Annotated in this window: 16 protein-coding genes; 10 read left to right on the forward strand and 6 right to left on the reverse strand. The window is 59.5% G+C overall.

What is annotated here, in order from left to right; all coding sequences use genetic code 11:
* The first annotated feature begins 37 nt into the window (after nt 1–37).
* Nucleotides 38–1045, forward strand: a complete 1008-nt coding sequence (locus V9T28_RS06165; RefSeq protein WP_147306506.1) for a peptidoglycan-binding domain-containing protein — start codon at nt 38–40, stop codon at nt 1043–1045.
* 193 nt (nt 1046–1238) lie between these two features.
* Here V9T28_RS06165 and V9T28_RS06170 read toward each other — a convergent pair whose 3' ends face one another.
* The 3 genes from V9T28_RS06170 to V9T28_RS06180 all read right to left on the reverse strand — a co-directional run bounded on the left by V9T28_RS06170 (nt 1239) and on the right by V9T28_RS06180 (nt 6724).
* Nucleotides 1239–3515, reverse strand: a complete 2277-nt coding sequence (locus V9T28_RS06170) for a caspase family protein (protein WP_339071832.1) — start codon at nt 3513–3515, stop codon at nt 1239–1241.
* A gap of 245 nt (nt 3516–3760) precedes the next feature.
* The gene (locus tag V9T28_RS06175) at nt 3761–5038 is read right to left on the reverse strand and encodes a type VI secretion system protein TssA (protein ID WP_116402402.1); all 1278 of its coding nucleotides are present in this window, start codon (nt 5036–5038) and stop codon (nt 3761–3763) included.
* A 270-nt stretch (nt 5039–5308) separates the two neighbouring features.
* Nucleotides 5309–6724: a sensor histidine kinase gene (locus V9T28_RS06180; RefSeq protein ID WP_147306507.1), complete on the reverse strand. Its 1416-nt coding sequence runs from the start codon at nt 6722–6724 to the stop codon at nt 5309–5311.
* Nucleotides 6725–6941: 217 nt separating this feature from the next.
* Between V9T28_RS06180 and V9T28_RS06185 the strand changes: the two genes are divergently transcribed.
* The 3 genes from V9T28_RS06185 to tagH all read left to right on the forward strand — a co-directional run bounded on the left by V9T28_RS06185 (nt 6942) and on the right by tagH (nt 10738).
* Entirely contained in the window at nt 6942–8726 is a 1785-nt protein-coding gene (locus V9T28_RS06185) for a type VI secretion system Vgr family protein (RefSeq protein ID WP_147306508.1), read from the forward strand.
* Between the two features lie 77 nt (nt 8727–8803).
* Nucleotides 8804–9358 carry a DUF6931 family protein gene (locus V9T28_RS06190; protein WP_116402405.1) on the forward strand — a complete coding sequence of 185 codons (555 nt, stop codon included), beginning with the start codon at nt 8804–8806 and terminating at the stop codon, nt 9356–9358.
* A 57-nt stretch (nt 9359–9415) separates the two neighbouring features.
* Nucleotides 9416–10738: a type VI secretion system-associated FHA domain protein TagH gene (tagH, locus tag V9T28_RS06195; RefSeq protein WP_116402406.1), complete on the forward strand. Its 1323-nt coding sequence runs from the start codon at nt 9416–9418 to the stop codon at nt 10736–10738.
* On the opposite strand, the gene V9T28_RS06200 is transcribed toward tagH, so the two are convergent.
* Together V9T28_RS06200 and V9T28_RS06205 are read right to left on the reverse strand one after the other, a co-directional pair.
* Nucleotides 10735–13176 (reverse strand): M23 family metallopeptidase, encoded by a 2442-nt coding sequence (locus V9T28_RS06200; RefSeq protein ID WP_116402407.1) that lies wholly within the window; start codon nt 13174–13176, stop codon nt 10735–10737. The two genes, tagH and V9T28_RS06200, sit on opposite strands and share 4 nt — an antisense overlap.
* A 15-nt stretch (nt 13177–13191) precedes the next feature.
* The gene (locus V9T28_RS06205) at nt 13192–13662 is read right to left on the reverse strand and encodes a DUF1036 domain-containing protein (protein WP_158554885.1); all 471 of its coding nucleotides are present in this window, start codon (nt 13660–13662) and stop codon (nt 13192–13194) included.
* 276 nt (nt 13663–13938) lie between these two features.
* Here V9T28_RS06205 and tssK point away from each other — a divergent pair, with 276 nt between their 5' ends.
* The 6 genes from tssK (at nt 13939) to V9T28_RS06235 (ending at nt 23884) form a co-directional block, all read left to right on the forward strand.
* Complete coding sequence (gene tssK, locus V9T28_RS06210) at nt 13939–15273, forward strand: type VI secretion system baseplate subunit TssK (RefSeq protein WP_116402409.1); 1335 nt, start codon at nt 13939–13941, stop codon at nt 15271–15273.
* Between the two features lie 278 nt (nt 15274–15551).
* A complete protein-coding gene (icmH, locus tag V9T28_RS06215) occupies nt 15552–16757 on the forward strand; it encodes a type IVB secretion system protein IcmH/DotU (protein WP_199500254.1) in 1206 nt (401 codons plus the stop codon).
* Nucleotides 16757–20308, forward strand: a complete 3552-nt coding sequence (tssM, locus tag V9T28_RS06220) for a type VI secretion system membrane subunit TssM (RefSeq protein ID WP_116402411.1) — start codon at nt 16757–16759, stop codon at nt 20306–20308. The genes icmH and tssM overlap by 1 nt, the downstream gene beginning before the upstream one ends.
* Nucleotides 20309–20327: 19 nt before the next feature.
* Entirely contained in the window at nt 20328–20999 is a 672-nt protein-coding gene (gene tagF / locus V9T28_RS06225; protein ID WP_158554886.1) for a type VI secretion system-associated protein TagF, read from the forward strand.
* A complete protein-coding gene (locus V9T28_RS06230; protein ID WP_116402413.1) occupies nt 20999–21766 on the forward strand; it encodes a PP2C family protein-serine/threonine phosphatase in 768 nt (255 codons plus the stop codon). Before tagF ends, V9T28_RS06230 begins: the two co-directional genes overlap by 1 nt.
* Nucleotides 21767–21787: 21 nt before the next feature.
* The gene (locus tag V9T28_RS06235; protein WP_245424214.1) at nt 21788–23884 is read left to right on the forward strand and encodes a serine/threonine protein kinase; all 2097 of its coding nucleotides are present in this window, start codon (nt 21788–21790) and stop codon (nt 23882–23884) included.
* Here the strand turns inward: V9T28_RS06235 and V9T28_RS06240 are convergent.
* Nucleotides 23871–24131, reverse strand: a complete 261-nt coding sequence (locus V9T28_RS06240) for a PAAR domain-containing protein (protein ID WP_245424217.1) — start codon at nt 24129–24131, stop codon at nt 23871–23873. The genes V9T28_RS06235 and V9T28_RS06240 overlap by 14 nt on opposite strands.
* Between the last annotated feature and the right edge of the window lie 15 nt (nt 24132–24146).

Here is a 24146-nt window from a genome sequence, read left to right on the forward strand (position 1 = left end):
AAGCCCGGGGCGCCGGGCGCGAAATTCTTGAGCACCGGTGGGCATCGTCGATTCCCGTGCTGATCTGAGTAGGAGGACAATCATGGGTCGCAATCTATCTCTAGGAATGAGCGGTGAGGACGTCGCTGCCGTGCAGCGGCTTTTGAATTATCACCTGCCGCTACCGCTCTATACGCCGTTGAAGCCAGATGGACAGTTCGGCCCGCTGACGCTTGCACGGGTCAAGGAATTCCAATCTCTCAATGAGGATTATCTGGTCAAGATGCCGATCACGCCGGGCGGCGGCGTGGAGAAGAAGCCTCTGGCGATCGACGGAATCGTTGGCCCCAATACCGGGCGCGTTCTTCTCGACCTGCGGACGGTGACGCTATCGCCAGACAGTAAGTTGATCCCGCGGACCTACGAGGGGAGCCAAGCCATTCGCGGCAATAGGCCAGTGTTCAATCTGCTTCAAAATGTTGCTGATCGCGGCAACAGGCCAACGTTCAATCTGTTTCAAAATGTTGCTGACACGCCCGATGATCCGGGTCCGCCGCCGCCTCTCCCCGCAAAGACGATTCGCTTCCTGACTTTACAGGCTGGCAGTCAGGCGCAGATCAATCCCTGGGCGGTCTCGCCCTTGGTTCTGACCGGGCAATACTCGCTTCTGGCCCGCAACGCCGGGAGGCCGGATTTTCTGCTCACTGCGGGAGGGCAGTTTTCACAGAACCTTGGCACGGTCAACGGCGATTGGTCGGCGCAGGCGTTTGGGCAAATGGGCCTCGGCAACCTCGGCGTCAGCCTCGGCCCGGTCGACTTCGTCAACCCGTTCGTGCAAGCCATGCTGACATTCAATCACGGTCAGTCTCCCACCGCGGGCCTGGCCCTGGGGAACCAGACCAATTTGTCGTTGAGCGACGTCGTGATCAACGGCATCAAGCAGCCGCGGCTTGCGGTTTTCTTCAATTTGCAAGCCGTTGCGAACGTAGACCTAAACACTGGCCTCGGCGCGGCGCCATCCGTTCAGGGTCTGCTCGGCCTGTCTTGGACTTTTGCGCCGTTCTGACTTTGACGGCGGCCGCCGCGAGATACCGCGCGCCGCGGCGCGCTGGCGGACTCGATCACGACATCGGCGGAGGCATTGCCTCTTCGGAATCTTGTCTCTTGCAAGAATGGCTATTCCGATTGGAATGCCGGCGTCAGGTCGTCAATATCAACTGCATTGTCCTACTTCAACCGAGATAAATTTCGCGCCTTTTCTAAAACAAGTCGAACCGCGGATTACGCTTCTGCCAGGCTTTCCGCGCAAGAACCACGATCGTATCGTCGACGTCAGCTGTTGTTTCTGCTGCATCGTTCCCCAATTCGCCGCGCAGCTTCGCTATGGCCTGCTCCTTTGCCGCCTGCGGAAGGGCACGAAGATTTTGTACTTCCTGCTTGTGCTCCCCGTAGAAATCCAGTGCAACGGTGAGGCTCGAATACCAGGCGGCCTTCTCAGGGTCCCGCTGCGCCGCGGGACCTTTGGAGTAGATCCAGGCGAGATTGGACGCTGCGTATAAATCTCCACGTTCCGCCCCGATTTCGTACCAGCTTATTGCGGTCGGTAGATCCTTCTTGACGCCATCGCCCTTAAAATACATCACGCCAATGTTGGTGGGTGCAAAGGGGTGGCCGCCGTCGGCGGCCTGCTTGAAAAGCTTCATCGCGGTTGCGGCGTTTCGAGCGACTCCCTTTCCCTCAAGATAAGCGATACCCATGTTGCGCATGGCATAAATGTCGTTTCGCGCCAGCGCCGCTTCATAGAACCGAACACCGCGTTTTGGATCTGCCGGCAGATTTTGGCCGTAGTAATACATGGAGCCGACCTCGTTCATCGCATAGGTGTGTCCGAGCTCGACAGCGCGCTTCAGCAATTTTACGCCTTCGTCGACCGATTTCGCCACGCCGCGCCCCTGGGCGAGATTGCGGCCATAGGACAACATCGCGTAGGGGTCGCCCTGATCGGCTCCCATTTTAAAGAGCCGGTTGGCCTCGCCGAGATCCTGCGGGCGCCCAAGCCCACTTTGCGCCAGATAGCCCAATTCGTAATAGGCGCGGGTGTATCCAGCCGACGCAGCTGCATTGAATTGTTCGGTTGCACCCGCCACATCCTTGTCGGCCAGCTTGGCGCGGCCGAGTTCGTATTTATAGCGCGCGACTTCGGGAAACTTCGCGACCGCCGCGCTGCATGCGGCAATTGCTGCCTTCGCGTCGATCTCGTTTGGCAGTTTGCCCGCGGTCACACCTTTCGGGTCGAGCGGTTCACCCGCCTGTTCATCGCAGGCCGTTACATAGGGTTCGATCTTGCCGGTGACGATCTGACCCTCGTTGCTGTCATCCGGCTGCACCACCTTCATCTGAACATTTTGCATTTTTCCTTCCGAGCCGATGGACGGTTCGAACGTCACGGAGCGAATGGCATTCTGATCGACGATATCGCCTTCCGTCAAAGGCGCGCCATTGAGGTACATGGTGCCGAAGCGCGGTGCGGCAGTGATTTGGATCTGCGCCCCGGTCGCGGCGCGAACGAGCGGGAAATCATCCAGCATCGCCACTTGACCGACACCGATCGGAACGCGGCGCGGTTGGCTGAGCGTTTCTCCAAGCAACGCGGCGACATGCACCGGCGTGTCCTGAACTGTTGCGCCTGTGTCCGGAGTCTGCCGTGGCGCTGCACCAATCTTGACGGCGACGTTTGTCGTGGGGCCTGTGGGTACCGCGGCAGCGATGCGAATGACCGGTTTGGCCAGATAGACGGGCTGCGTCAACGTACTGATTGACCATGGGCGCTGGCGCTTGTTGGTCGCGAGCCACACGTCCTCGGCGACCTTGTCCAATGCCTGTTGCGCGTCGACGCCGAGCGTAAACGAATATTTGAGCATTGACGCTGTGAATGGCGAGTTGTCGCCGCTCCCATCCTCCGCGACAGCGCCGGGCTGAGTTGAATAGGCAACGAGACTGCTGGGCACGGAGCTCAGAGGCGCCAGGCCGATGCCGGCAACGGCCATCTGTTTTTGCGGCCCGATCAGAAATGACCGCGATTGAAACGGATTGTTGCGGCAAGAATCGAGATAGACCAGCTGCGCTTTGGAGTTCTGCTGCATATAGGACATGATCGTCTTGACGTTGATCGTCTCGACTTCCAGGTCTGCTGGATCTTGCAACTTCGCGTCGATCGGAATGATACGGTTGTCGCCTCCGACCTGAACACCGTGCCCCGAATAATAGAAGACGCTGAGCTCCGCCCCCGGCAGCGTTCGAATGAACTGTTGGAGAGCTTTGTCGAAGTCGGCGCGATCAAAGTCGAGGGCCGATACGACTTCGAAACCTTGACGCTTCAAGGCCGCCGCAACGGCTTGTGCATCATTGTCCGGATTGTTCAGTTGCGGAACGACCGCGTAGTGGCTGTTTCCGACGACAAAAGCCACTCGTCGCTCGGCCGCCGCAGCGCTCCCTGGCAGCGAAAGCATGAGCGCTACGAGCGCGACCGAAGACATTAGGGTTTTCGGCGCGAGAGGACGAGCGCGCGCATCTCGATTAGAGGTAGACCTCTCCATCATACACCTCCTACAAAGCGCTAGATCGTATTGTAGCGCCTCCGGAAATATTGTTCAGTCGTTCTCGAAAATGGCGATAGCCGCAGCATCACGTGCGATGAGAGGCGATCGCGGATACCATGCCAAGGTCCCCGATTGCCTTGCCGATGCACTTTGGGTCGGCGAGATCGATGACTTGTGATTTGTCATCGTTTTTCCTCGTCTTTTTTGGAGACTTCCAGGAGAAGTTCGTTGAAATCCTTCGCGGCTAGGTTCCTCGCCTTTTCGATCAACATAGGAATTGGGCTCGACGGCTCGACGCTCCTGTAGAAATTTTCGACCTGACGCATCAACCCCGTTGCCTCGGCGCGCGTTGTCGCAGAATAGCTGCGCGCCTCCGCCTCGTCCTCCGCCCGCTTGCCTTCATCCAAGGCAAGTGCGGAGAGTTGTGCGAAGGTAAGCGCAAAGGGTGGGTTGCCACCGATTTGGATCTTCGCCTTCTCGATGGGGCCGGGCGCCAATATCTTCATGACCTCAATGAACGACTTGCCGACGAGTTGATGGGCCTGCTTGATCAGCAATCTGGCTGGGCTGGAGGGTTCGGAGCCAGCGTAATAGCCGAGTATGGCACCCAGCGCATTCGAGGCCTCCTTGACTGATACGACAGTGAGAAGCGGTGCGGGCTGGGACGCAATAGTTTCGGGGCTTTGCTTCGTGCTTTCTTCGTCAACAGGCTCGATCGGTGCAGCGCTCGGCTGCCGGATCGCGATAATGTCGCCAACATAGCCGCGAATTGAGCGAACGAGTTCCAGCAATTGGTCGAATTGCGGCGCTGTTTCGTAATCGGTCTTGTCGATGAAGAGCTCGCGTATGCCATCAAGGCTTGAAACAACCGCTTCAAAGCTGGCTTTAAGAGACGTGAGGTGATCCAGGGGCTCGAAACGGAGAAACGCTTCCCTGATGCTTGACGGCTCAATGACTGTTTCGCCGTTGCGGGCAGGCAACTTCTTCTCTCCCACCATGATTGAGCGCATTGACAGCGCACCCAACCGCTTGTCGTTGATGAGAGTCGCATTCTGCAACGGCAAAACAATCGTTGGAAGATCATCGAGGGATCTCAGGAAGGCGGCTTTCAGCTCCGCACCGCCGGCTGCCTCTGTGGGATGACAATCATCCCATCGTGCCGAAAGCAACGCATTTGTCGCCGTGAGGACGTCGACGAACCCCGGCAGATCGTCCGACAGCATATGGAATTTCGCCGCCAATACGAGGAACCGCAAATCGCGCGATTTTCCAAGATAGTCCCGCAAACTCAACAGCGTTGGCTTTGCGTCAAAGGATTTTTTGTTGAAATCACGATAGCTCGCCGGCAACCGGCCTTCCGCGACGGTCAAAAAATTCAGGATTTCCGGATCAGCCTCGGGATCGGGTCCGCAGGGCTGCTCGGCAGAAACTTGATCTTCAACGAAGGCATAGGCTGCCATATTGGTCTACCATTTGATTGCCGTTCCGAAATGATGATGATCTGGGCTTCAGCCCGCAACCCCCCATTTGTGGGAATAACAATCGTTACGGCGTCGGCCCGGTGATGCGAGCGCGGTTTGCCGCGAGGGCGTCCGGCTTGATTCAAATTGCGCGGTGGACAGTCCGCGGGCGGTTCCCGTTCGAGCAAATAGCCTCAAGTCAAATCTACCATGGCACTTGGCTGCGAGAATGTGAACGGTTCCACGCAACTGCCGGTCTGCCGCGGTTTGTCAGGTGGCGCTTGAGCCGGATCCCGATGCCCTTGGCGTCTTTCGCAAGCTGGATCCTCGATTTGCTATCTGAAGGGCTTCCGCGTCCAGGGCAGGCTTGCGGATCAAGGGCAGCCAAAGAATGGTTTTGGTTCCATCACCGGGAGAGCTTAGAACGTCCAATTTGGCGCCAAGCGCCTCAGCCCGTTGCACCATATTGTTGCGACCTCGACCTCTGGTCGGAGTGTTCATATCGAAACCAATACCATTGTCGGTAACCTCGACCCGTAGGCCAGGCCTTCCCGACATCAGCGCCAGCTTGCAGTTGAAGCTGATTTGCGTCGCCTTGCTATGCCCCATGGAATTGCTGATCGTCTCCTGCATGATACGCAGGACGTGCAGCGCGCTCGTCGCATCGAGCCATTCTAGTTCGGGAACGTCGTCAACCATCCACTTGATGGCGATGCCCGATTTGCGCAATTCAGGCTCGTACCGATACCGCAGACTTGCCAGGAGCGTCGCAACATTGCCTTCCACCGGCTCAAGGGAATCGATTGCAACCCTCAGGTCGGTCAGAGCACCTTTCAAGGCCACGATCGCCGTCGTGCTGTCCTTTCCCTGACGCTCGGCCGAGGCGAGGGCTGCGACCAGGCTTGATCCGATCCCGTCATGGATCTCGCGCATGATGCGCTCCCGCTCCAATTTGATGGCACGGTCGATGACCAGAGAGCGGCGCGCGCTTTCGCTGGCCAACAGATTGGCCTTGGTGGTCTCGATGCGTCGGCTTAAGGTCTCGTTGAGGCGGTCGCGCGCCTCCACGTTGGCCAGCACGTGACGCAGGATGACGAGGCCGCTGAACCCCAATAACATTACCCCTGCATAGGGTGAGAGCAGCAACCCCAGGCTAGGTTTCTGCATGTCAATCCAAACATCAAGGGCGGTTGCGAGGATGCCGAACCCATAGATTGAGGCGAGGAGCGACTTCTCGAACACGTTGACCTGCCGCCCGGCTCTTGTCGCGACGAGGCCCAAGATCAGCAACGACACCCCGATGCTCGCCAGCCCGGCGATGACGGTGATTTCCGTTGTGTGAAAAGCAACTGCCGATGCGCCAAGCGCCAGCGACGCCCCACCAGCCACGGCGACAAGCTTCCGGGCCACCGCGACTTGCAGGAGGCTTGCGGCAAGGCCAACCGTGGCAAAGAGCAGGGGATAGAGCAAAGCAATTTGAGCGCTAACGGTCGCCCATGCTTCTGAAGGAGCCAGGTCGCTAAGGTTGAACAAGCACCAAGCCAGGCTTGCAAATGAAAGCCAGGCCAGTCGCGCCTCACTGCGGCGCAAGAGCCAAGCGACCAGGGCTATTGCGGCTATGACTGCCAGGGTATCGGCGGCAAGCAGGCGACCCCACAGCATGACGCCTTCCGCTTTCTGGCCCATCGGACCATCCTTGAAGCAAGACCGCTACTTTATGGATCCCCGTTCGCGAGAGATTTACGCTTCGGTCCCCAAACCATTTCTCAGGGACAAAATTCCACACAATTTCCTCGTCGCAAACCCCCAATATGTGGGAAGCGACAAGCCGTATGTTGAGTGGACGCCAAATTCGAACAGGACTAGCCTATATGGGCCTAGTATACCACGATAGGGGAAGACTGTGGCCCAAACATTGGCTCAAGACACCCGAATGGCGTCTTTCTCAAGCAGTCTTGGTAAGGACCGGCTCGTTGTCTCCCGTTTCGAAGGGGCAGAGGGGCTCAGCGAGCTTTTCGAATTTCGGCTGGAAGTGGTTGGCACGGACGAAGACATCGACTTCGACCAGATTCTCGGCACGAAATGCTGCCTGAAGATTCAGTCGCAACACGATGGCGTCGAGCGCAGCTTCAATGGGGTTCTGGTCGAGGCTGAGTGGATCGGCAAGGATCAGGACCTGCGCTTCTACCGTCTGGTGCTCCGCCCGTGGCTGTGGCTCCTGACCCGGACCACAAATTGCAAGATATTCAGCCATAGCACGGTACCCAAGATCCTCAGCCAGGTTTTCGGTAGCCATGGCTTCGCGTTCGAGCAGCGCCTGTCGGAAAGCTATCCCGAACTCGAATATTGCGTTCAGTATCGCGAGAGCGACTTTGCCTTCACGTCGCGGCTCATGGAAGAATACGGAATCTACTTCTATTTCGAGCACAGTGAATCCGACCACAAACTCATTATGGCCGATTCAAGTTCTGCGCACGAGCCCAAGCTTGGCGGTGCGGCCCTTGAATTTTCGGCGGTCGGTCAAAGCAACATCTTTGGCAAGGACAGATTGAACGAGTGGGCGGAGGGTCGGCACCTGCGCTCGGGCAAGGTCACGCTCGAGGACTACGACTACAAGAAGCCCACCACCGACTTGTTGGCGGAGAAAGCCGCCAGCGCAAAATACCAACATGGCGACCTTGAACTCTACGATTATCCGGGGCGTTACACCGAAAAAGGCAATGGCAACTCGCTTGCAAATGTTCGACTGGAAGGCGAGCAGGCCATCGACAAACGCTCCACGGCCAGTGGTGACGCCGTGACCTGTTGTCCGGGTTTCACAATAACGCTGGATGGAAGCCCAAGAGCCAACAAGGGAACCAAGTATCTGACGCTGCGCGCCAATCATCTTTTCCGATCGCAGGCGTACCGTTCACAGGACGTGTCCGGCGACGACGGCTATTCCGGGAGTTACGAGTTTCAACCGCTTGATATTCCATTCCGGGCACCCGCGACCACCCTAAAACCGATCATTCACGGCCCGCAGACCGCGGTGGTCGTGAGCGACGTTGACGACCAGTGCCGCATTGAGGTCCGGTTTTTCTGGGACCGTGACAAGAGCCAGTCCCGCTATGTGCGCATAGCCCAAAGCTGGGCTGGCAACGGCTGGGGCGACGTCAAGATTCCGCGCAAAGGCATGGAGGTGGTGGTCGAATATCTTGAAGGAGACCCCGACCAACCCCTCGTGACCGGCAGCGTCTATAATGCGCAAAATGTTGCGCCCTATGTCAAAGAAAAGCTCAATGCGGTGTCTGGTACCAAGACGCAAACGCTTCGCGGAACCGGCTTCAACGAACTTATCATGGACGACACGTCCGGGGACGAGTTGATCCGTTTCCACGCCCAGCGCGATCTTGAGGGCAAGGTCGAAAACGATGAGCGGCGTGACATTGGGAACGACGTCAAAGTGCGTATCGGCAACAACCGCGACGAAAATATTGTGTCGACTTGGACGGTGACAGCGAATGAAAAGATTGAATTCACCGTGGGCATGAGCACGTTTACGATGACCCCGACGGAGATAACGCTGAAGTCCACAATGATCACGTTGGAGGCCGACGCACTGATGAAAATACAGTCGAGCGCATTGAGCCAAGTGACAGCCGACGCGCTGTTGACGATCCAGGGCGCCTTGGTTCTGATCAATTAAGCGGTCCCGGTACGGGGGAAGGGTCCATAGTGGGTTTTATCGCGTCGCGTTTGGCCTAAGCGATCGAAGGAGACAAGATGAAGCATTTGCGGTTCTCGACGGCCGGACAAGTGATCGATGCCTTCCCGAATCTGCGCGGCCAGATCCCGGCAACCAATCTCGAGCTTGAGCCTTTTGCGTTCATCGACAGTTTGCTGGCGCAAGGCGACGCGCGGCAGGCCATGGCATTCTGTGCCTTCGTGCTGCCGCGCCGCGATGCCGTTCAATGGTTGTGCGGTGCCTTGCGCCGGCAATTCCAACAACCCAACGGAACTGATGCAAACCTCCTGGGGCTCGTCGAGGAATGGCTCAAGAAACCGGTTGAGGCCGCCCGCCGGGCCGCCCTCGACGCCGGCATGAATGATCCGAACAAGGGCGCATGCGCCTGGGCGGCGCTCGCGGCGGGCTGGAGCGGCGGCAATCTCTCGCCCAGTACCGAACAGCCCGTTCCCCCGCCTCAGCACCTGACCGGTCAAGCCGTCAATGTCGGGTTGACGCTTCTTGTCGCCGGCTTGCCCCTGGCGAAACAGCGCGACAAGATGGAGGAATTCGTTGGCGATGCGGTGGCCCTCCTGCGCCACGGTGCCTCCTGACAAGTCCTTAGATTTTCGATAAAATCCTTTTAAATCTGATGGGACTCCGCAACAGCCATGCTGACGCTCAGGATCGAGAACTATGATCGACTGCCCGATGGCGGGCCGTTAGAGTTCGCGATCGATCGTCGCGGCTTTGATTTCGGGCGCGACCAACATCTCGATTGGACGCTTCCCGACCCCAATCGGGTCATCTCGGGCAAACATTGCGAAGTTCGGTTTCATGACGGCGCCTATTGGCTGACCGACACATCGAGGAACGGCACCTATCTGAATGGTGCCAGCAAGCGCCTGCAAAGCCCTTACCGTCTTGCGGACGGCGACCGACTGGCCGTCGGCGACTATATTTTGCTCGTGTCGATCAAGCTTGGGCAAGCGCCGGCGGCTATGCAGCCGGTGCCGCCTTCTCGCTTCGAAACACCAAGTTTCCCCGCAGCAGGATCAAACATCTGGGACACGTCGCATGAGGCACCCCCGCCGATCGACGCCAGAGAGCTCCTGCCACCTCCGCTCCAATCCGAGCGAGCACCGGACTTTCTGCATCAGGCCGCCTATGTCCCGCCGCCTTTGGAGGAGCCGGAAGCGATACGCAGGCCTGCGCCCGCAATTCCTCGTCCCCTCCCGTCCGGGGGGCCGTGGGCCAACCCGGAAGACGTTTCGCCGCGGCTTTCTCCTGCCGAGCCGTCTGCTGTCAAGGCGCCGCGGGCTGCTATCCTCTCGCCACCGCTGGCAGAGGAGCCGATGTCTGTAAAGGTGCAGAACGCTTCGGCGCCATCGCCTTCGGTCGATGTCGACACGAACGAATTCATTCGCAGATTTGCCGCCGGCGCGGGCATTGCTGAGAATGTTCTCAGCGGCGCCGACGCCGGCGATGTCGCCGAGGATGTGGGCCGGTTGCTGAATCTTATCTGTCAGAACATGATGACGATGCTGCGGGCGAGGGCCGAAGCAAAAGCGTTGTCGCGCAGCGGCAACCGCACGATGATCAGCGCCGAGGATAATAATCCTCTAAAATTCATGCCAACGGCCGAGGAAGCCTTGCGGGTCATGCTCGGTCCAAAGATTCGAGGCTACCTCGACGGCAACGCGGCGTTTGAGAATGCGTTTGGCGACCTCAAGATGCATCAGGTCGCGTTCCTGGCATCAATGCAGGCTGCGCTGACCGAGCTCTTTGACGAATTCGCGCCTGAGGCCATCAAGAAGGCGGCGGATGCCAATAAATCCATGCTGTCATCCAGCAAAGGCCGATATTGGGACCTTTATGCCGAACGCTGGGCTGCCAGAGTGGGGCGGCGCGAGCACGGCATGCTCGGCGCCTTTCTGGATCTCTACGCCGAACATTATGACAAGCTCAGTGCGCCGACGCGCAACCGACCCTAATCCAGGAATGCCAAGACCGTCGTCTTGAGCGTGGAGAATGCAGGGTCACTGGCAAATTTCGCCAAAGGTTCATTGTTGCTGCTGATGGTGGGCTTGTCCCCTGAATTCTGTGCTACCGTCGTGCCGCCGCCGGACGGCGGGGCTGACGCTGGCCTGCCTCCCATCTTCTGAGCTGCCCAAGATATCAGGTAGCCAATCGTTTTACCTTGTTCGAAGGGATTGGCGCGCACATGTTCGGCGCCGAAGACGTCGGCGATCAGCAGATCCGGCCGACTGCCGAGCACTTTCAGCGCGCCGCCGACGCCGAGAAAATGAGCCAGATACAGATTGCCTGGCGTCACGGGGTGGCCTGCTTGGCGCTCCACGGCCGCGTTGTCGCGTGTAAATTCGGTCGTCATCGTGCGCGAGAGATCGCAGTCGGTTCGAAGCGCCAAGACCTCCTGGCGCGTGCGGCCGACCAGGAGGTCGGGGCGATGGAGCCGGATCGTCGTCATCCACGTGGATTCGATGAATTGGCCAAGCCCAACCGCGGTCGACAAGGGATTGGCCGCGGTGCATTTGTTGCCGCTCTCAATGTAAATGATCCGGTTGACGAACTGGTCCACGGCGCTGTTGGTGCCCGTATTCGCTTGGGTTTCGGCGACGGGATCGACCGGCACACCGTTATTGCGAACTTCAAAATGCAGCCGTGGTTCGCGGCTTGTCGAGGGAGTGCCGACATAGCCGATGATCTGCCCGGCCTTGACCGTACTCCCAACCGCCAAACCCGTCGCCGGATGTGCCAGATAGCCATACATGGAGGTCTTGCCGCCATCGTGCGACATCCGGACCACGGTTCCAAATCCCGTCTCGTTTCCGATGGACGTGACCTGGCCGGCGAACGCGGCAACCACCGGCGACCCCTCCGGTGCCGTCCAGTCCATGCCGTAATTCATCTGCGTCGAGGCGGAATCGCCGGTTCCTTGCGCGCCGAACCTCGCGGCAATCACGCCGTTGACGGGTGTGATCATGCCGCCGTCCGGCACGCTGCCTCGACCGGCGGACGAGACGCATTCGTATCGGGCGCCAGGCTGCGACTGCATCACATAACAGTCGAGATTGCCCGTCGTGCGGCCGATGCTCACGAAGACAATGCGGCCAAGACCTTGTTTCGAATCCCGCGCGATCGGCGAGTAGACAATCGTGATCGTGTCTCCCGATTGCACCTTCTGCTCAAGATCCTGAGCACGTGACAGGAGCATGATCGTTTCACCGACAACTGGCGCCGGAAGCCGATTCCGCAGTGCCGTAACATAGATCGCATCGAGCAGACGCGGCTGGTCTTCCGGATTGACCCGATCGGGAACCAGCGGCGCCGCGAACGGATCGCGCTGATACCAAGGATCTTCGGACCTGACAAAGGCGCCGTCATCATTGAGGGCGATCGAGCCGACGAGCTTGGATCCGCTATAAACCGAAACCTGTACGGGCTGCATGTGGCTGGGGTCGTCGTCGATCGCCGTCGCCCGCACTGCATAGCGGTCACCGCTCTGAAGGTTCTGGCTACTGTAGAAGGAGGCGAATGCGCCTGCTGCAGCAGCGGCTTTCTGTGCATCGAGGCCCAGACCTTTGAGCGCGTCCGACAGGGTGGTCGGGGCTTTAGCCGTCTGAGCAAAATCGGCAATCCTGTGGCCTGGCCCCGCGCCTGACGCGGCGATCACCGAAAAGCCTGCCGTATCGGGCGCATTGTCGGGATTGTCGGAGGAGGCTTGCGCCGACGCGTCCTGTGCGACGGCGATATCTTCCTGCGACCCGAGAACCGCAATTTGAGATTCAGGGGTCGGCAAGTCGAGAACGTCCTTGAGCCGAAAAACATCGCTCTTGATGCCTAAGCTGTCGGCCGCCTTGCGTTGCCGGTCGTTTGCGAGCTTCACCAATTGACGCGGCGCGCTGGCGAGTTGCGGCACGATCACTGGATCGCCGCTCAACTCAATGATGTGCGGCTTGATCGCCGCTCTGATGAGAGCCTCGTCTTCGGCCTCACTGTCTTGTGATGGGACCGCAACCAGATTCGCCTCGAGGTCGCTTTCGGGCACCGTGATGCTCTGCTCATTTCGAGCCGGCGAGAAGATGTAGATGGATGTCATGGCCGCGCCAAAACCAAGGAAGACGAGGGCCATCAACAGCGAGATGTAGCCGAATGCGCCGATGCGGCCGCGGGGCGATGCCGTGCCTTTTTCGTCTGTCTTGCCGCCTCCGCCTTGCGCGGGCGCTGCACCATCGCTGGCGGGCTTTACAGGTTTCCTGGAGGCAGACGCGCCAGAAGATCGGGCTGGCGCAATGATCGTGGCGTTGCTGTCTTCGAGGGGCGTCGCAACCTCCGGCTTCTCCGCCGGCTGCTCCTTGCCGTCCGTCGGCTCGGGATTGGTGCGCCCAGCTATGACAGTCTTGTCAGCCATGATTGAGTTTTGACCCTAGGGCCCGTTCGCTCGAATGAATATCGTCCAAGAGTTGGAATCGCCGGTGTCGATCTCTTTGAACTTGACCTGCTCGAAGCCCCGCACCCAGCAGTCCCAGGGTTGGTTCTGATCCTTCTCGATCTTGAACCGCTTGGTATCGACACACATGTCCCAGTTTCCCTCGAACGCGCTCTCGCCTGTCGCAGTCGTCGCATAAATATAAACATATCTGAGTTTGAGGGCGCTAAGATCTTCATGGATCGGAGTAATGCAAGTATTGGCAGGCAGTATCCACCAGCCTTCGGTGCTGAATTTATTGTTGATTTCAGCGCCTATGGCGACGTTGTACAGCGATACAGACTGATTACATACCTTGAATGCAGCATAGGCTGCGCCATGCTGCCCAAGAAACGTGCCGAATAGAGCCATAGCAAAGCCGCGCCCTTGCCACTGCCGGCATCGGGGAAACTGAAACAATTGCGCCACTCGACTGCACCACGCGATCATAAAGACACGTATCTGCGCCGCATGTTTCTGTCTACCTCACAATGGGGGAGGAAAGGAGCCGGCCGTTCGTCTAAGCTAAGAACTAGGCCATTTGTAGAGGGGCGCTTAGCTTGACTTCCGCACATCGTGTGGCAGAGTTTATGGCAGGTTGCGAGAATTCGCTGGGCGATAAGCTGTTTGCTCTTCTGACGAGATCTTGCGACACGATTGCTGTGCCGCGAAACTATCCATCCAAAACTTTCGGGCGGCTCTTGAATGTCCTGGTTTAGCAAAGTCGTTTGGTCCGAGGGGCTTTTCCTCCGGCCGCATCACTTGCAGCAGGGCGATCGCTATCTTGAGCATCTGATTGAGAGCCGGACCAGTCAGGTCACACCCTATCCGTGGGGTTTCAGCGAGATCGAAATCGATCGCGACCTGGTGCAACAGAGCAAGTTCGCTCTGCGCCGCGCGGCCGGCATCTTGCCGGACGGAACGCCGTTCCGATTTCCGGGGGATTGTCCCCCGCCGCCGCCTGCCGCCGTGTCCGAGACTGCTGCTGGCCTCCTGGTGTGGCTGTGCATGCCGATGGCCCAACCGAACAGTCGCGAGGTTGATGAGCCGGAGGCCGAAAGCGGCAGCCGCTTTGTCGTCCATTCCGAAACGCTGATCGACGCCACCTCCGCGCTGCACATAGAAGAAGAAGTTGACATTGCGGTGCCGCGCTTCAGCTACGAGATCCGTAAGACCCCTAAGCCCGGTTTCGTCAATTTGCTCTGCGCCCGGATTATCGAAGTCAACGACAAGACGATTGTGTTCGACGAGCGCTTTGCCCCGCCCGTTCTGGTGGTCGGTGCGCATGCAAGTGTGAGCGGCTGGCTCGATCGCGTTATTGGCTGGGTCGAGACGAAACTCAGTGAGCTGGCCCGCTTCGCCTCGGACCCACGTTCGAGTGCCGGCATGCAGAGCGTGGACTATTTTATTCTCCAAATGCTGAACCGAGAAATACCGGTGCTACGGCACATGCGACGCTCGAAATACACGCATCCTGAGCGGCTCTATGTGGAATTGCTGCGGCTTGCGGGAGAGTTGGCGACCTACGCCACCAAGGAGCGGAGCGCCAATGACTATCCGGCCTATGACCACGACAATCCCGGCGCGACGTTCGCACCGGTTCTGGCTGACATTCAGCGCTTCCTCAGCGTCGACATAAGCCGTGCCATCCGCCTCGAAATTGTCGAAAAGGCCGCGAATGCGTTTCTGGCCACCGTCACCGACCGCAATTTGTTTCGGGCGTCGACCTTCGTCCTCGAGGTCGCGGCGCAGCGCTCGCTCACCGAATTGCAGACGCAGTTCCCCGCGCTTTTCAAGGTCGGCCCCAATACGCGCATGAATGAAATCGTGCATGCGCACCTTCCGGGCATCGGGCTCATTCATCTGCCGACCCCGCCTGCGCAGATCAGAGCGATCACCAGCCACGTCTATTTCGCGCTCGACCGCATGTCGCCGCTTTGGCCCGAATTCAGCACCGCCAGTGGCATCGGCATGCATTTTTCGGGCGACTGGCCGGGACTTGAACTCAATCTGTGGGTCGTCAAAGAAGATATGAAGTAGGGTGTGGTTCCATGACGAACGGCAAGACCCCGTTGGGGTCAGACCCGGAATCGGAAAGGACGGTCATCAAGCCGAATCCGGGCGGACGGCGTGACGGCCGCGGCGCGCCCGTCGCCAATGGCATGTCTCCTCCAGTCGCCGCTCCTCCTCAGGACATCTGGGGTGGGCCGCGTGTCGCAGCCGGGCCGGCAAGCCCCCCGCCGCCCACGCCTGAGCCGCGCGCTCCCGGACAACAGGGTGCGGCGGCGGGCGGACCTTCTGCGATCGATCTGGCATCGATGGGCGCGAGCGACAAGACCGGCGGTCCTAATCCCATTCTTGAAGCCGCAATGCCCTTGCTTATCGTGTTGGCCAATATCCGCATTGCGAGACAAGTCCCTCAGGTCGCGCCGATGATGAATACGGTGGCGCTGGGGATCGAAAACTTCGAAACATCGCTCAACGCGCAAAATATCCCTGAGCCGCAGGTTCGCACCGCCAAATACGCCTTGTGCGCCACCGCCGACGACATCGTGCAGAACTTGCCGAGCTCGGACCGGAATCTGTGGACGCAGTACAGTATGCTGAGCCGTTTTTTCCAGGTCCGCGACAGTGGCGTGGGCTTTTTCGACGAACTGGCGAAGTTGCGGCAAAACCCGCAAATCAATCACAATCTTCTGGGGCTCATGCATGCCTGCATGTCGCTGGGCTTTGAAGGCAAGTATCGCATCGCGGGTGGCAACGTCGCACATCAGCAAATCCGCCGCGACATCTACGAGACGCTGCGCGCACGGGAGGCGCGCGCGACGGATCATATTTCTCCGCACTGGCGCGGCCAGGACATTGCCGCCGCCTATGTGCGCCAAGCGGTGCCGCTCTGGGCGGTGACATCTGCCGCGGCCGGTCTGCTGTTGCTCAGCTTTTTGGTTTTTCGCTGGCTGCTGGGCGGCCTGTCCGATAGCGCCAGCGCGAATTTGTTGGCGCTTCATCCGACAGCGGACATTCATATCTATCGAACTGTTCCGGCGCCGCCGCCACCACCGCCGCCGATCAAGGTCACGACCCAGCTCGAGCGCATTCGCGAACGTCTCAAGGATGATATCGCCGCGAACAAGGTGTCTGCCGATTATTCCGGCAAGGATATTGTCGTACGCTTGCTGAACGATTCCCTTTTCGACAAGGGCAGCACGACAGTTCGAGCCGATGCGGTCCCCGTGATTGGCCATATTGCCGGCGCTCTTGAGAAGGAGCCGGGTCAAATTCGGATCGTTGGTCACACCGACAGCACGCCGGTTCGCGCAACCGTGCGCTACAAGGACAACCAGCAGCTTTCGGAGCAGCGTGCTCAGGCCGTCCAACATATTCTCGTTGAAGGTATCTCGGATCCAAAGCGCCTGACGACGGCGGGGCTTGCCGACACCGCACCCATCGATATGAGCAACACAGTTGAAGGCAATGCCAGAAACCGGCGCGTCGAAGTGTTCATCCCGCGCGAGGACATGTGATGAAACGCTGGATCATCCTTGGCATCAGTATTATCGCTGTCATCGCCCTATGCGCGGTGATCTGGTTCGTATTCCCGCTCGTTGCCATTGCCCGCGTCGAGCCCTTCGCCAACCCTTGGCTGCGGCTGGCGCTGATGGGGCTGATCCTTACGATCTATTTCGGCTGGCTGGCCTATAGCATCCACCAGCACCGGCAAGCCGCGCGGGCGCTTGCCGAAAATATCGCCTTGCAGGATCCCGAGGATGACGGTTCGGACGCCGCCGTATTGGCCGAGAAGATGCGGGATGCCCTGCTCACCCTCAAGGGCTCGCGGCGCACCAAGGGCGACTTCCTCTATGAGCTGCCCTGGTATCTGATTGTCGGGCCGCCCGGCGCCGGCAAGACCACGGCCTTGATGAATTGCGGCCTCAAATTCCCGCTGGCGGCTCATGCCGGTCCGATCGCGGGCAGTGGCGGCACGCGCTATTGCGATTGGTGGTTCACCGAAGACGCCGTTTTTATCGACACCGCCGGCCGGTACACGACGCAAGATTCCGACTCCGATGCCGACCGCAAGAGTTGGCTTGGCTTTCTCGACCTTTTGAAGCGCCACCGCGAACGCCAACCGATCAACGGTGTGCTGGTGGCCATCAGCATCGGCGACATGCTGGCCATGAAGGAGGCTGAGTTTGGTGCCCATGCGGTGGCGATCCGCAAGCGCCTCGCTGAACTCAACAACCGGCTCCAGGTCGATTTTCCGGTCTATGTCATCTTCACCAAGGCCGACCTGATCGCGGGTTTCTCAGAGTATTTCGGCAATCTCGACGCGGATGAACGTAAAGCCGTATGGGGTGCCACCTTCCAGACCAAAAATAAGAAGGAGAATCGTGTCGGCGACGTGGGGCCCGAGATCGATCTTTTGATCTCGCGACTGAGCGCGGAACTGCCCGACCGCCTGCAAGAGGAGCCGGATCCTATCGCGCGCGTGCGTCTCACCGGCCTGCCGTCCCAGCTTGCCGCGCTCAAACCGACGATCGCCCGCTTCCTCAGCGCGATCTTCGAGCCGACACGCTATCAGACCAGCGCGGCGCTTCGCGGCTTTTACTTTACGTCCGGAACCCAGGAAGGGACACCGATCGACCAGTTGCTGGGCTCCCTGTCGCGCAACCTTGGCTTGCAGGGAAGCGCGAGCATTGCCTATTCCGGGCGCGCCAAAAGCTATTTTCTTGAACATCTATTGACCAAGGTCGTGTTCGGGGAAGCTGGTTGGGTTTCCACCAACGCGGCGGCCGTGCGCCGCAGGTTCCTCCTGCGCATGTCCGGTTATTTGCTTGTGGGCGGCATCACGCTGGCTGCGCTCGCTGGTTGGTTCACCAGCTATTATTCCAATACAGGCCTGATCGACAGGACCAACGCAGCCGCGGCTGCTTATGCGCGGGACACCGCGCCGCTGCTGAGCCAAGACCCGATCAACGACGAGGATTTTCTGAGGATCGTCAGGCCGCTCGATGCGTTGCGTGATTTTCCGTGGGGATATGAAAAGGTAGATGCCGATCCGCCCATGAGCGCGACGCTGGGCCTTGGGCAGCACGAGCGTATCGGCACAGCGAGCGTTGCGTCGTATCATGACGGGCTGGACCGCCTGCTGCGTCCCCGCATCCTCTTCCACCTCGAAAAGCGCCTTGCCGAGCTGCAGGATAAGCCAGAACAGCTCTATGAGCCCCTGAAGGTCTATCTGATGCTGGGCGGCGATCCCAACATCCCGGTCGATACCGCCCTGATTGAAGGATGGATGCAGGGGGATTGGGAAAGCCTCTATCCGGGCGAGCCCAACAAGGCCGCCCGCGACAGCCTTAACCGGCACCTCGACGCCATGCTCAACATCGAGGGCGCGCCACCACGCCAGATCGCCTTAAATGGTCCTCTCGTCAAATCCAGCCAGGTCGCGTTGACGCGGCTTTCATTGGCCGAGCGCGCTTTTGCGATCATCAAATCGACGGCGCATGACCAAAGCGTCAAGGATTGGACCGTCGTGGGGCATGCTGGCCCCGATGCGGCGGTGGTGTTCGGCACGAATGACAAATCCCCCATCGAGAGTGTCGGCGTCCAGGCCCTGTTCACTTACGATGGTTTCTACGCCCTGTTCCTCGGCAAGATGGACGCCGTCATGTCGCTCTTGCAAAGAGAGCGCTGGGTCTTGGGCGACGCGGGAAGCACCCAAGCGCTCGATGCGCAATACGCCAATCTGGGGCCGGATTTGTTTCGCATCTACGATCAGGAATTCATTAAGGCGTGGACTTCGGCGCTCGGGCGGCTGAAACTCAATAGCTTTGCCGCTGACAAGCCCACCTATGCGACGCTGCGCGCGGCGACCGGAGCGGCTTCACCGATCAAGCTGCTGCTCGAGTCGATCTCGTCGGAGACCAAGCTCACGGAAGCAAGACAGGCTGCCAGCGACGGCACGGGCAAACCTGGTGCCGCTGCGGGAAGAGCCGCGCCCAAGGCGGAGGCTAAGCTCGGCGATATGGCGGCGATCGGGCTCGATGCGTCCAAGAAATCCTCAGGCCGTGGCGGCAACGTGGAAGCGCCCTTCGTGCCCGGCGCCATCATCCAGGAACATTTCCGTCGTTATCACGAGCTTGCGAAGAAGAGCGGCGACAAGGACCAAATCGACTTGCTGGTCGAGCAGCTGAAGGGCTTGTACCAGAGCCTGATCGACGAGCAGAATTTCGAAAGGGCCGCGCAGGCCCGGCAAAACATGCAGACCTTCCTCGGCGCCATTGCCACCAGTTCGTCGAGACTTGATACGCCGTTCGACACCATGTTCCACGATACGATGGCGGAGTTCGAGCAGAAGATCATTGGCGAGAAGGTCGCCGACCTCAAAGGTGATTTGAACGGCGCCGTCACCCGCGAATGCCTCAATATTATCAGCAACAAATACCCGTTCGTACCGACCAGCAAGCAGGACGTGCCGATGGGCGAGTTCGGCCGATTGTTCGGACCCAACGGCATTTTTGATACGTTCTTCCGCGAAAGGCTCGCTGGCCTTGTAGACACGTCCGGCGCCGTTTGGAGCTGGAAGCAAGGCTCGAAGTTCAGTCAGGCGCTTTCGTCCGAGGCACTGCTCCAGTTCCAGAATGCCGCCCGCATCAAGGAAGCATTCTTTGGCGGCCAGGGCAGCGCGCCGAACGTGAAATTCGCGATTACAGCGCAGTCGATGAGTGACAAGACCGCATCCGCGACCTTCGAGGTCAATGGCTCGAAGCTGGAAAGCCCGTTTGGCGTCGCCTCGCACGGTGATTTCGAATGGCCAGGAAGTTCGCCAGATGGCACGGCATCGATCACGATGCCGGAAAGCGAGGGTGTCACGCCGTCCCTTCATTTTACCGGCGCCTGGGCATTGTATCGTCTTCTGAAGGAAGGGGCGGTTCGCCAATCCGGCAACAAGGCAACGGTGCGTTTCGTCGTCAGCGGGCGCCAAGTCACCTATGAGCTCACTTTCGACACGCTCGACAATCCTTTCACGATCCTCTCGCAACTCAAGTTCGCCTGCCCATCGGATCTCTAGCGTTCGGATCTCTCGTGTCATGACGATACCATGCGCCATGTTCGGAAAATTACCTTCGAAACGGGACTTCGTGGCCTACAACATGGTGCGTCCATTTCTCGATCAATGGGAAGCGTGGCTGCAAGCCGGTGTCGCGTCCAGCCGGCACACGTTGGGACGGCGCTGGCAAGAAATATTTCTCGGATTTCCGATCTGGCGCTTTTGGTGCGGCAGGCAGATTTTTGGCGATGCGGTGACCGGCGCGCTGATGCCCTCGGTCGACGGGGTAGGGCGCTATTTCCCGCTGACCGTCTGCGCGTGTGAACCGGCAGACATGTATCTCGAGCCGCCACCCTCGCCGGCGCTGGATCATTGGCACGAGGATTGCGAACGCTTCCTCCTTCATATGCTGGACGATCACATCGAGCGAGAACCGTCTGCATTGTTGGCGGAACTCTCCTTCCCGCCTGTCGCACCCCGCTTGCCGGCACCGCAACGAAACAGCGGGCTGTTCGAATGGCCCGGCGGCGACATTTCGATCCCCGATGCCTTCCGCTCGCTCGAGATGGCGGACGGCGAAGCGCGCAACGGCGGACGAAGCTATTGGTGGACATATGGCGGGGAGGGCGGACACCAAGCCAGGCTTGTGGTCGTCGAGGGCAAACCCAGCGCCCAGTTCTTTGAGTATCTCATGACCGGGGAGTCTGCCTGATGGAAACCCGCGCAGATGGTCAAAATCTCAGGTTTGAAACGGCTGCCATCACGCATCCGGGCCATGTGCGTCAGGTCAACGAGGACAGCATCTTCGCCGATGGCGGGCGCGGCATCTGGGTGGTCGCGGATGGAATGGGCGGTCACCGCGATGGCAATGTCGCCAGTTCGATGATCGCGGAGGCAGCGCGAAACACCGGCAGGGCTGCCTCACTGATGGATTTCACCGAGGCTTTCCGCAGCGGCATCGATGCCGTCAATCTGAAGCTCCTGGCAAGGTCCAACGGCGAGCGGCAAGAGATCGTCGGTTCGACGGTTGCGGCTTTGCTAATTCAAGATGCCCATTATTGCTGCCTTTGGGCTGGCGATTCCCGCTGCTATCTGGTGCGGGCGGGCAAGATTCGGCAGGTCTCGCGCGACCATACCGAAGTCCAGGAACTCCTGGATCGCGGCGTGCTCAGCCCGGCGGAAGCAGCGATCTGGCCGCGCCGAAATGTCATCACTCGTGCGGTTGGGGCCATTGACGATTTTCAGCTGGAACATGCGACGGGTGTGGTAAAGTTGGGCGACTGTTTTGTTCTGTGCAGCGACGGCTTGACCGGTCACGTGAACGATGACGAAATCCTGGCGCGTAGCCGCGCTCTCAGTGCGGACCAAGCAAGCCGCGAACTCCTTGAGCTTGCTTTGGCGCGCGGCGGTAAAGACAACATCTCTGTCGTCATCGTGAACGTTGTCGCCAGAGAAGTCACAGCGGTTGTGATGCGATGATGGTCGCGAATGGAGCAGCATGTGACCGATGACAGAACGCGGATCGCGGTGCGCGGCTCGGCGGTGAGCATCGGCACCGAGCTGAATCAAACCTACCGCATTGACTCGCTGCTTGGCGCCGGCGGCATGGGAGAGGTGTTCAAGGGGCACAATATCCAAACCGGCGATCCGGTCGCGATTAAGATTGTGCTGCCAGAGTTCGCCCAAAACGAGACGATCCTCGCGCTGTTTCGCAAGGAAGCGCGCATCCTCAACCATCTCAATCACGAGGCCATCGTCCGCTACTACGTGTTCTCGATCGATCCCGCGCTCTCGCGGCCGTATCTGGCGATGGAATACGTGGACGGCCCGTCGCTTGCGGCACACGTGAAGACAGCTCCACTCGCGCCCTCGGAATTCATGCCGTTGCTGCGGCGCCTTGCCGACGGTCTGCACCGCGCGCACCAGGCCGGTATCATTCACCGCGATATGTCGCCCGACAATGTCATCCTTCCGGGCGGTCTGGTTCAAAATGCCAAGATCATCGATTTTGGCATCGCCCGCTCCGCCAATGTCGGCGGCGAGACGCTGCTCGGTGGCAGCTTTGCTGGAAAGTATAATTTCGTTTCGCCCGAGCAACTCGGCCTTTACGGCGGCGAGGTCACACCCAAATCGGACCTTTATAGCCTTGCGCTGGTGATGGTCGCGGCAGCGCGTGGTCAGCCGCTCGATATGAGCGGCTCGCAGCTCGATGTGATCGAAAAGCGCCGCAACGTGCCGGATCTTGCTGGCATCCCGAAACAATTCCATCCGGTGCTTTCGGCCATGCTGATGCCTGATCCGGCGCAGCGACCGGCCGACATGGCGGCAATCCGCGATTGGCCGGACCCGCAGCCCGCGCTCAAAGCCAAGCCGGAGAAACCGCGGGCCGCCGCCTCCAATCTGGTTCGGGCCGAGGCGCCGAAGCCCTCCAATGCTCTGCGCTACGGCATATTTGCCGCTGCGGCGGTCGCGGCCATCGGCATCGGCGCATGGGGGGGCTGGTTTTACGTACAAACCTCGACATCCCCGCAAAAGGGTGGGGGAGCGTCGGAGACTGCGGGGCAAAATTTGCCCCCTGGCGACAATAAAGTGACAAATACCGAGCCCGCGATTCCGATTCCGCCGGATGGCAAATCGCTCAATGTTTCGCCGCCAAGCCCCGTCGCCGGCGATGACAAGTTGGCGAGCGCCGAAGCCACAACTCGCCTCCCGCCGAATGGCCAGTCGAGTGACGTTTCAAAGCCAAGCCCGCCCGAGGGAGGCGACACGGTCGCCAAGGCGCCCTCCCCAACTTCTGCGTCCACGACTGTACCAACATCGACCGACAATAAACCTCTCCCGGGACCCGACAGCTCCGCCAGCTTGGAGACCTCCTCCACACGCCCGACAGCGCCGCTCTCCCAGCAGTCCACCACAGCATCGCTCGATGACTTTGTGACGAACTTCGGCGCGAACAATTGCTTTGCCGCCAAGGTGGATAGGATAGCTGCCTCATCCGCCACCATCACCGCGCTGGGAACGTCGAAAGCAAATCAGACCTTCATCGAAGCGTTCAAGCAAAGGGCCGGCTTCACGCCGGCCGTGACGCTCGACCCGGTTTCAGCATCGCAATGCGGCTTTGTCGATGCGTTGCCGCATATGTCGGTTCCCGGCGCACCGCCACTCCATATCACATTGAGCGCGCCTGAAATTCATGGCAGCAACCCCGATACCGGAACACTTGGCGACCCGCTCAACGTGTCGATCACCGGCGGCGGCGAGCGCAACATTTATCTGTTCGTGATGGATCACAATGGGGGCATCCAGAACATCAATCGTCTATGCCCTTCCTGCACGACCATGAAGGCAGGAGAGTTGGACGCTGCGCTCAGCCTTTCAGCGCCGGCCAGGGTCGATGGTGAAAGCCGACCACCTTTCTATCCCATGCTGGTGTTTGCTGTTGCTTCCTCAAGGCCGTTGATCAGCATCAATGCGCAAGATGCGTTCGAGGCGGACGACTTCATCGCGCCTTTTCTCAAGGAGATCGCGAATACAAAAGACGTGACGACCGCTGTGGGGTTCCTAAAGCTGCACGACCCGCTTGCTACCCCCCGATGAGAACGGTTGGGCACATGCCAATAATCGTGCCGCCATGCACGGTAAGATCGCCGATACGCGCCGCCATCAAGCTATTCACTAGGACGGTGGCGGAGCCGAGGGCGATCATGTCGGGCGGGCCGACACAGACGCATAAATCGGTAATGCGCGCCTGCGGCTGACCGCCGGTAATGACATTCGGGGACCCCATCACAATCGGGCCGCCGACATGCGGCACCAACACCGTCACTTGCGGACAGATGTGCATGTCGCCCAAACGAGA

Source organism: Methylovirgula sp. 4M-Z18 (genome assembly GCF_037890675.1).
In the GTDB taxonomy this organism is placed as follows: Bacteria; Pseudomonadota; Alphaproteobacteria; order Rhizobiales; family Beijerinckiaceae; genus 4M-Z18.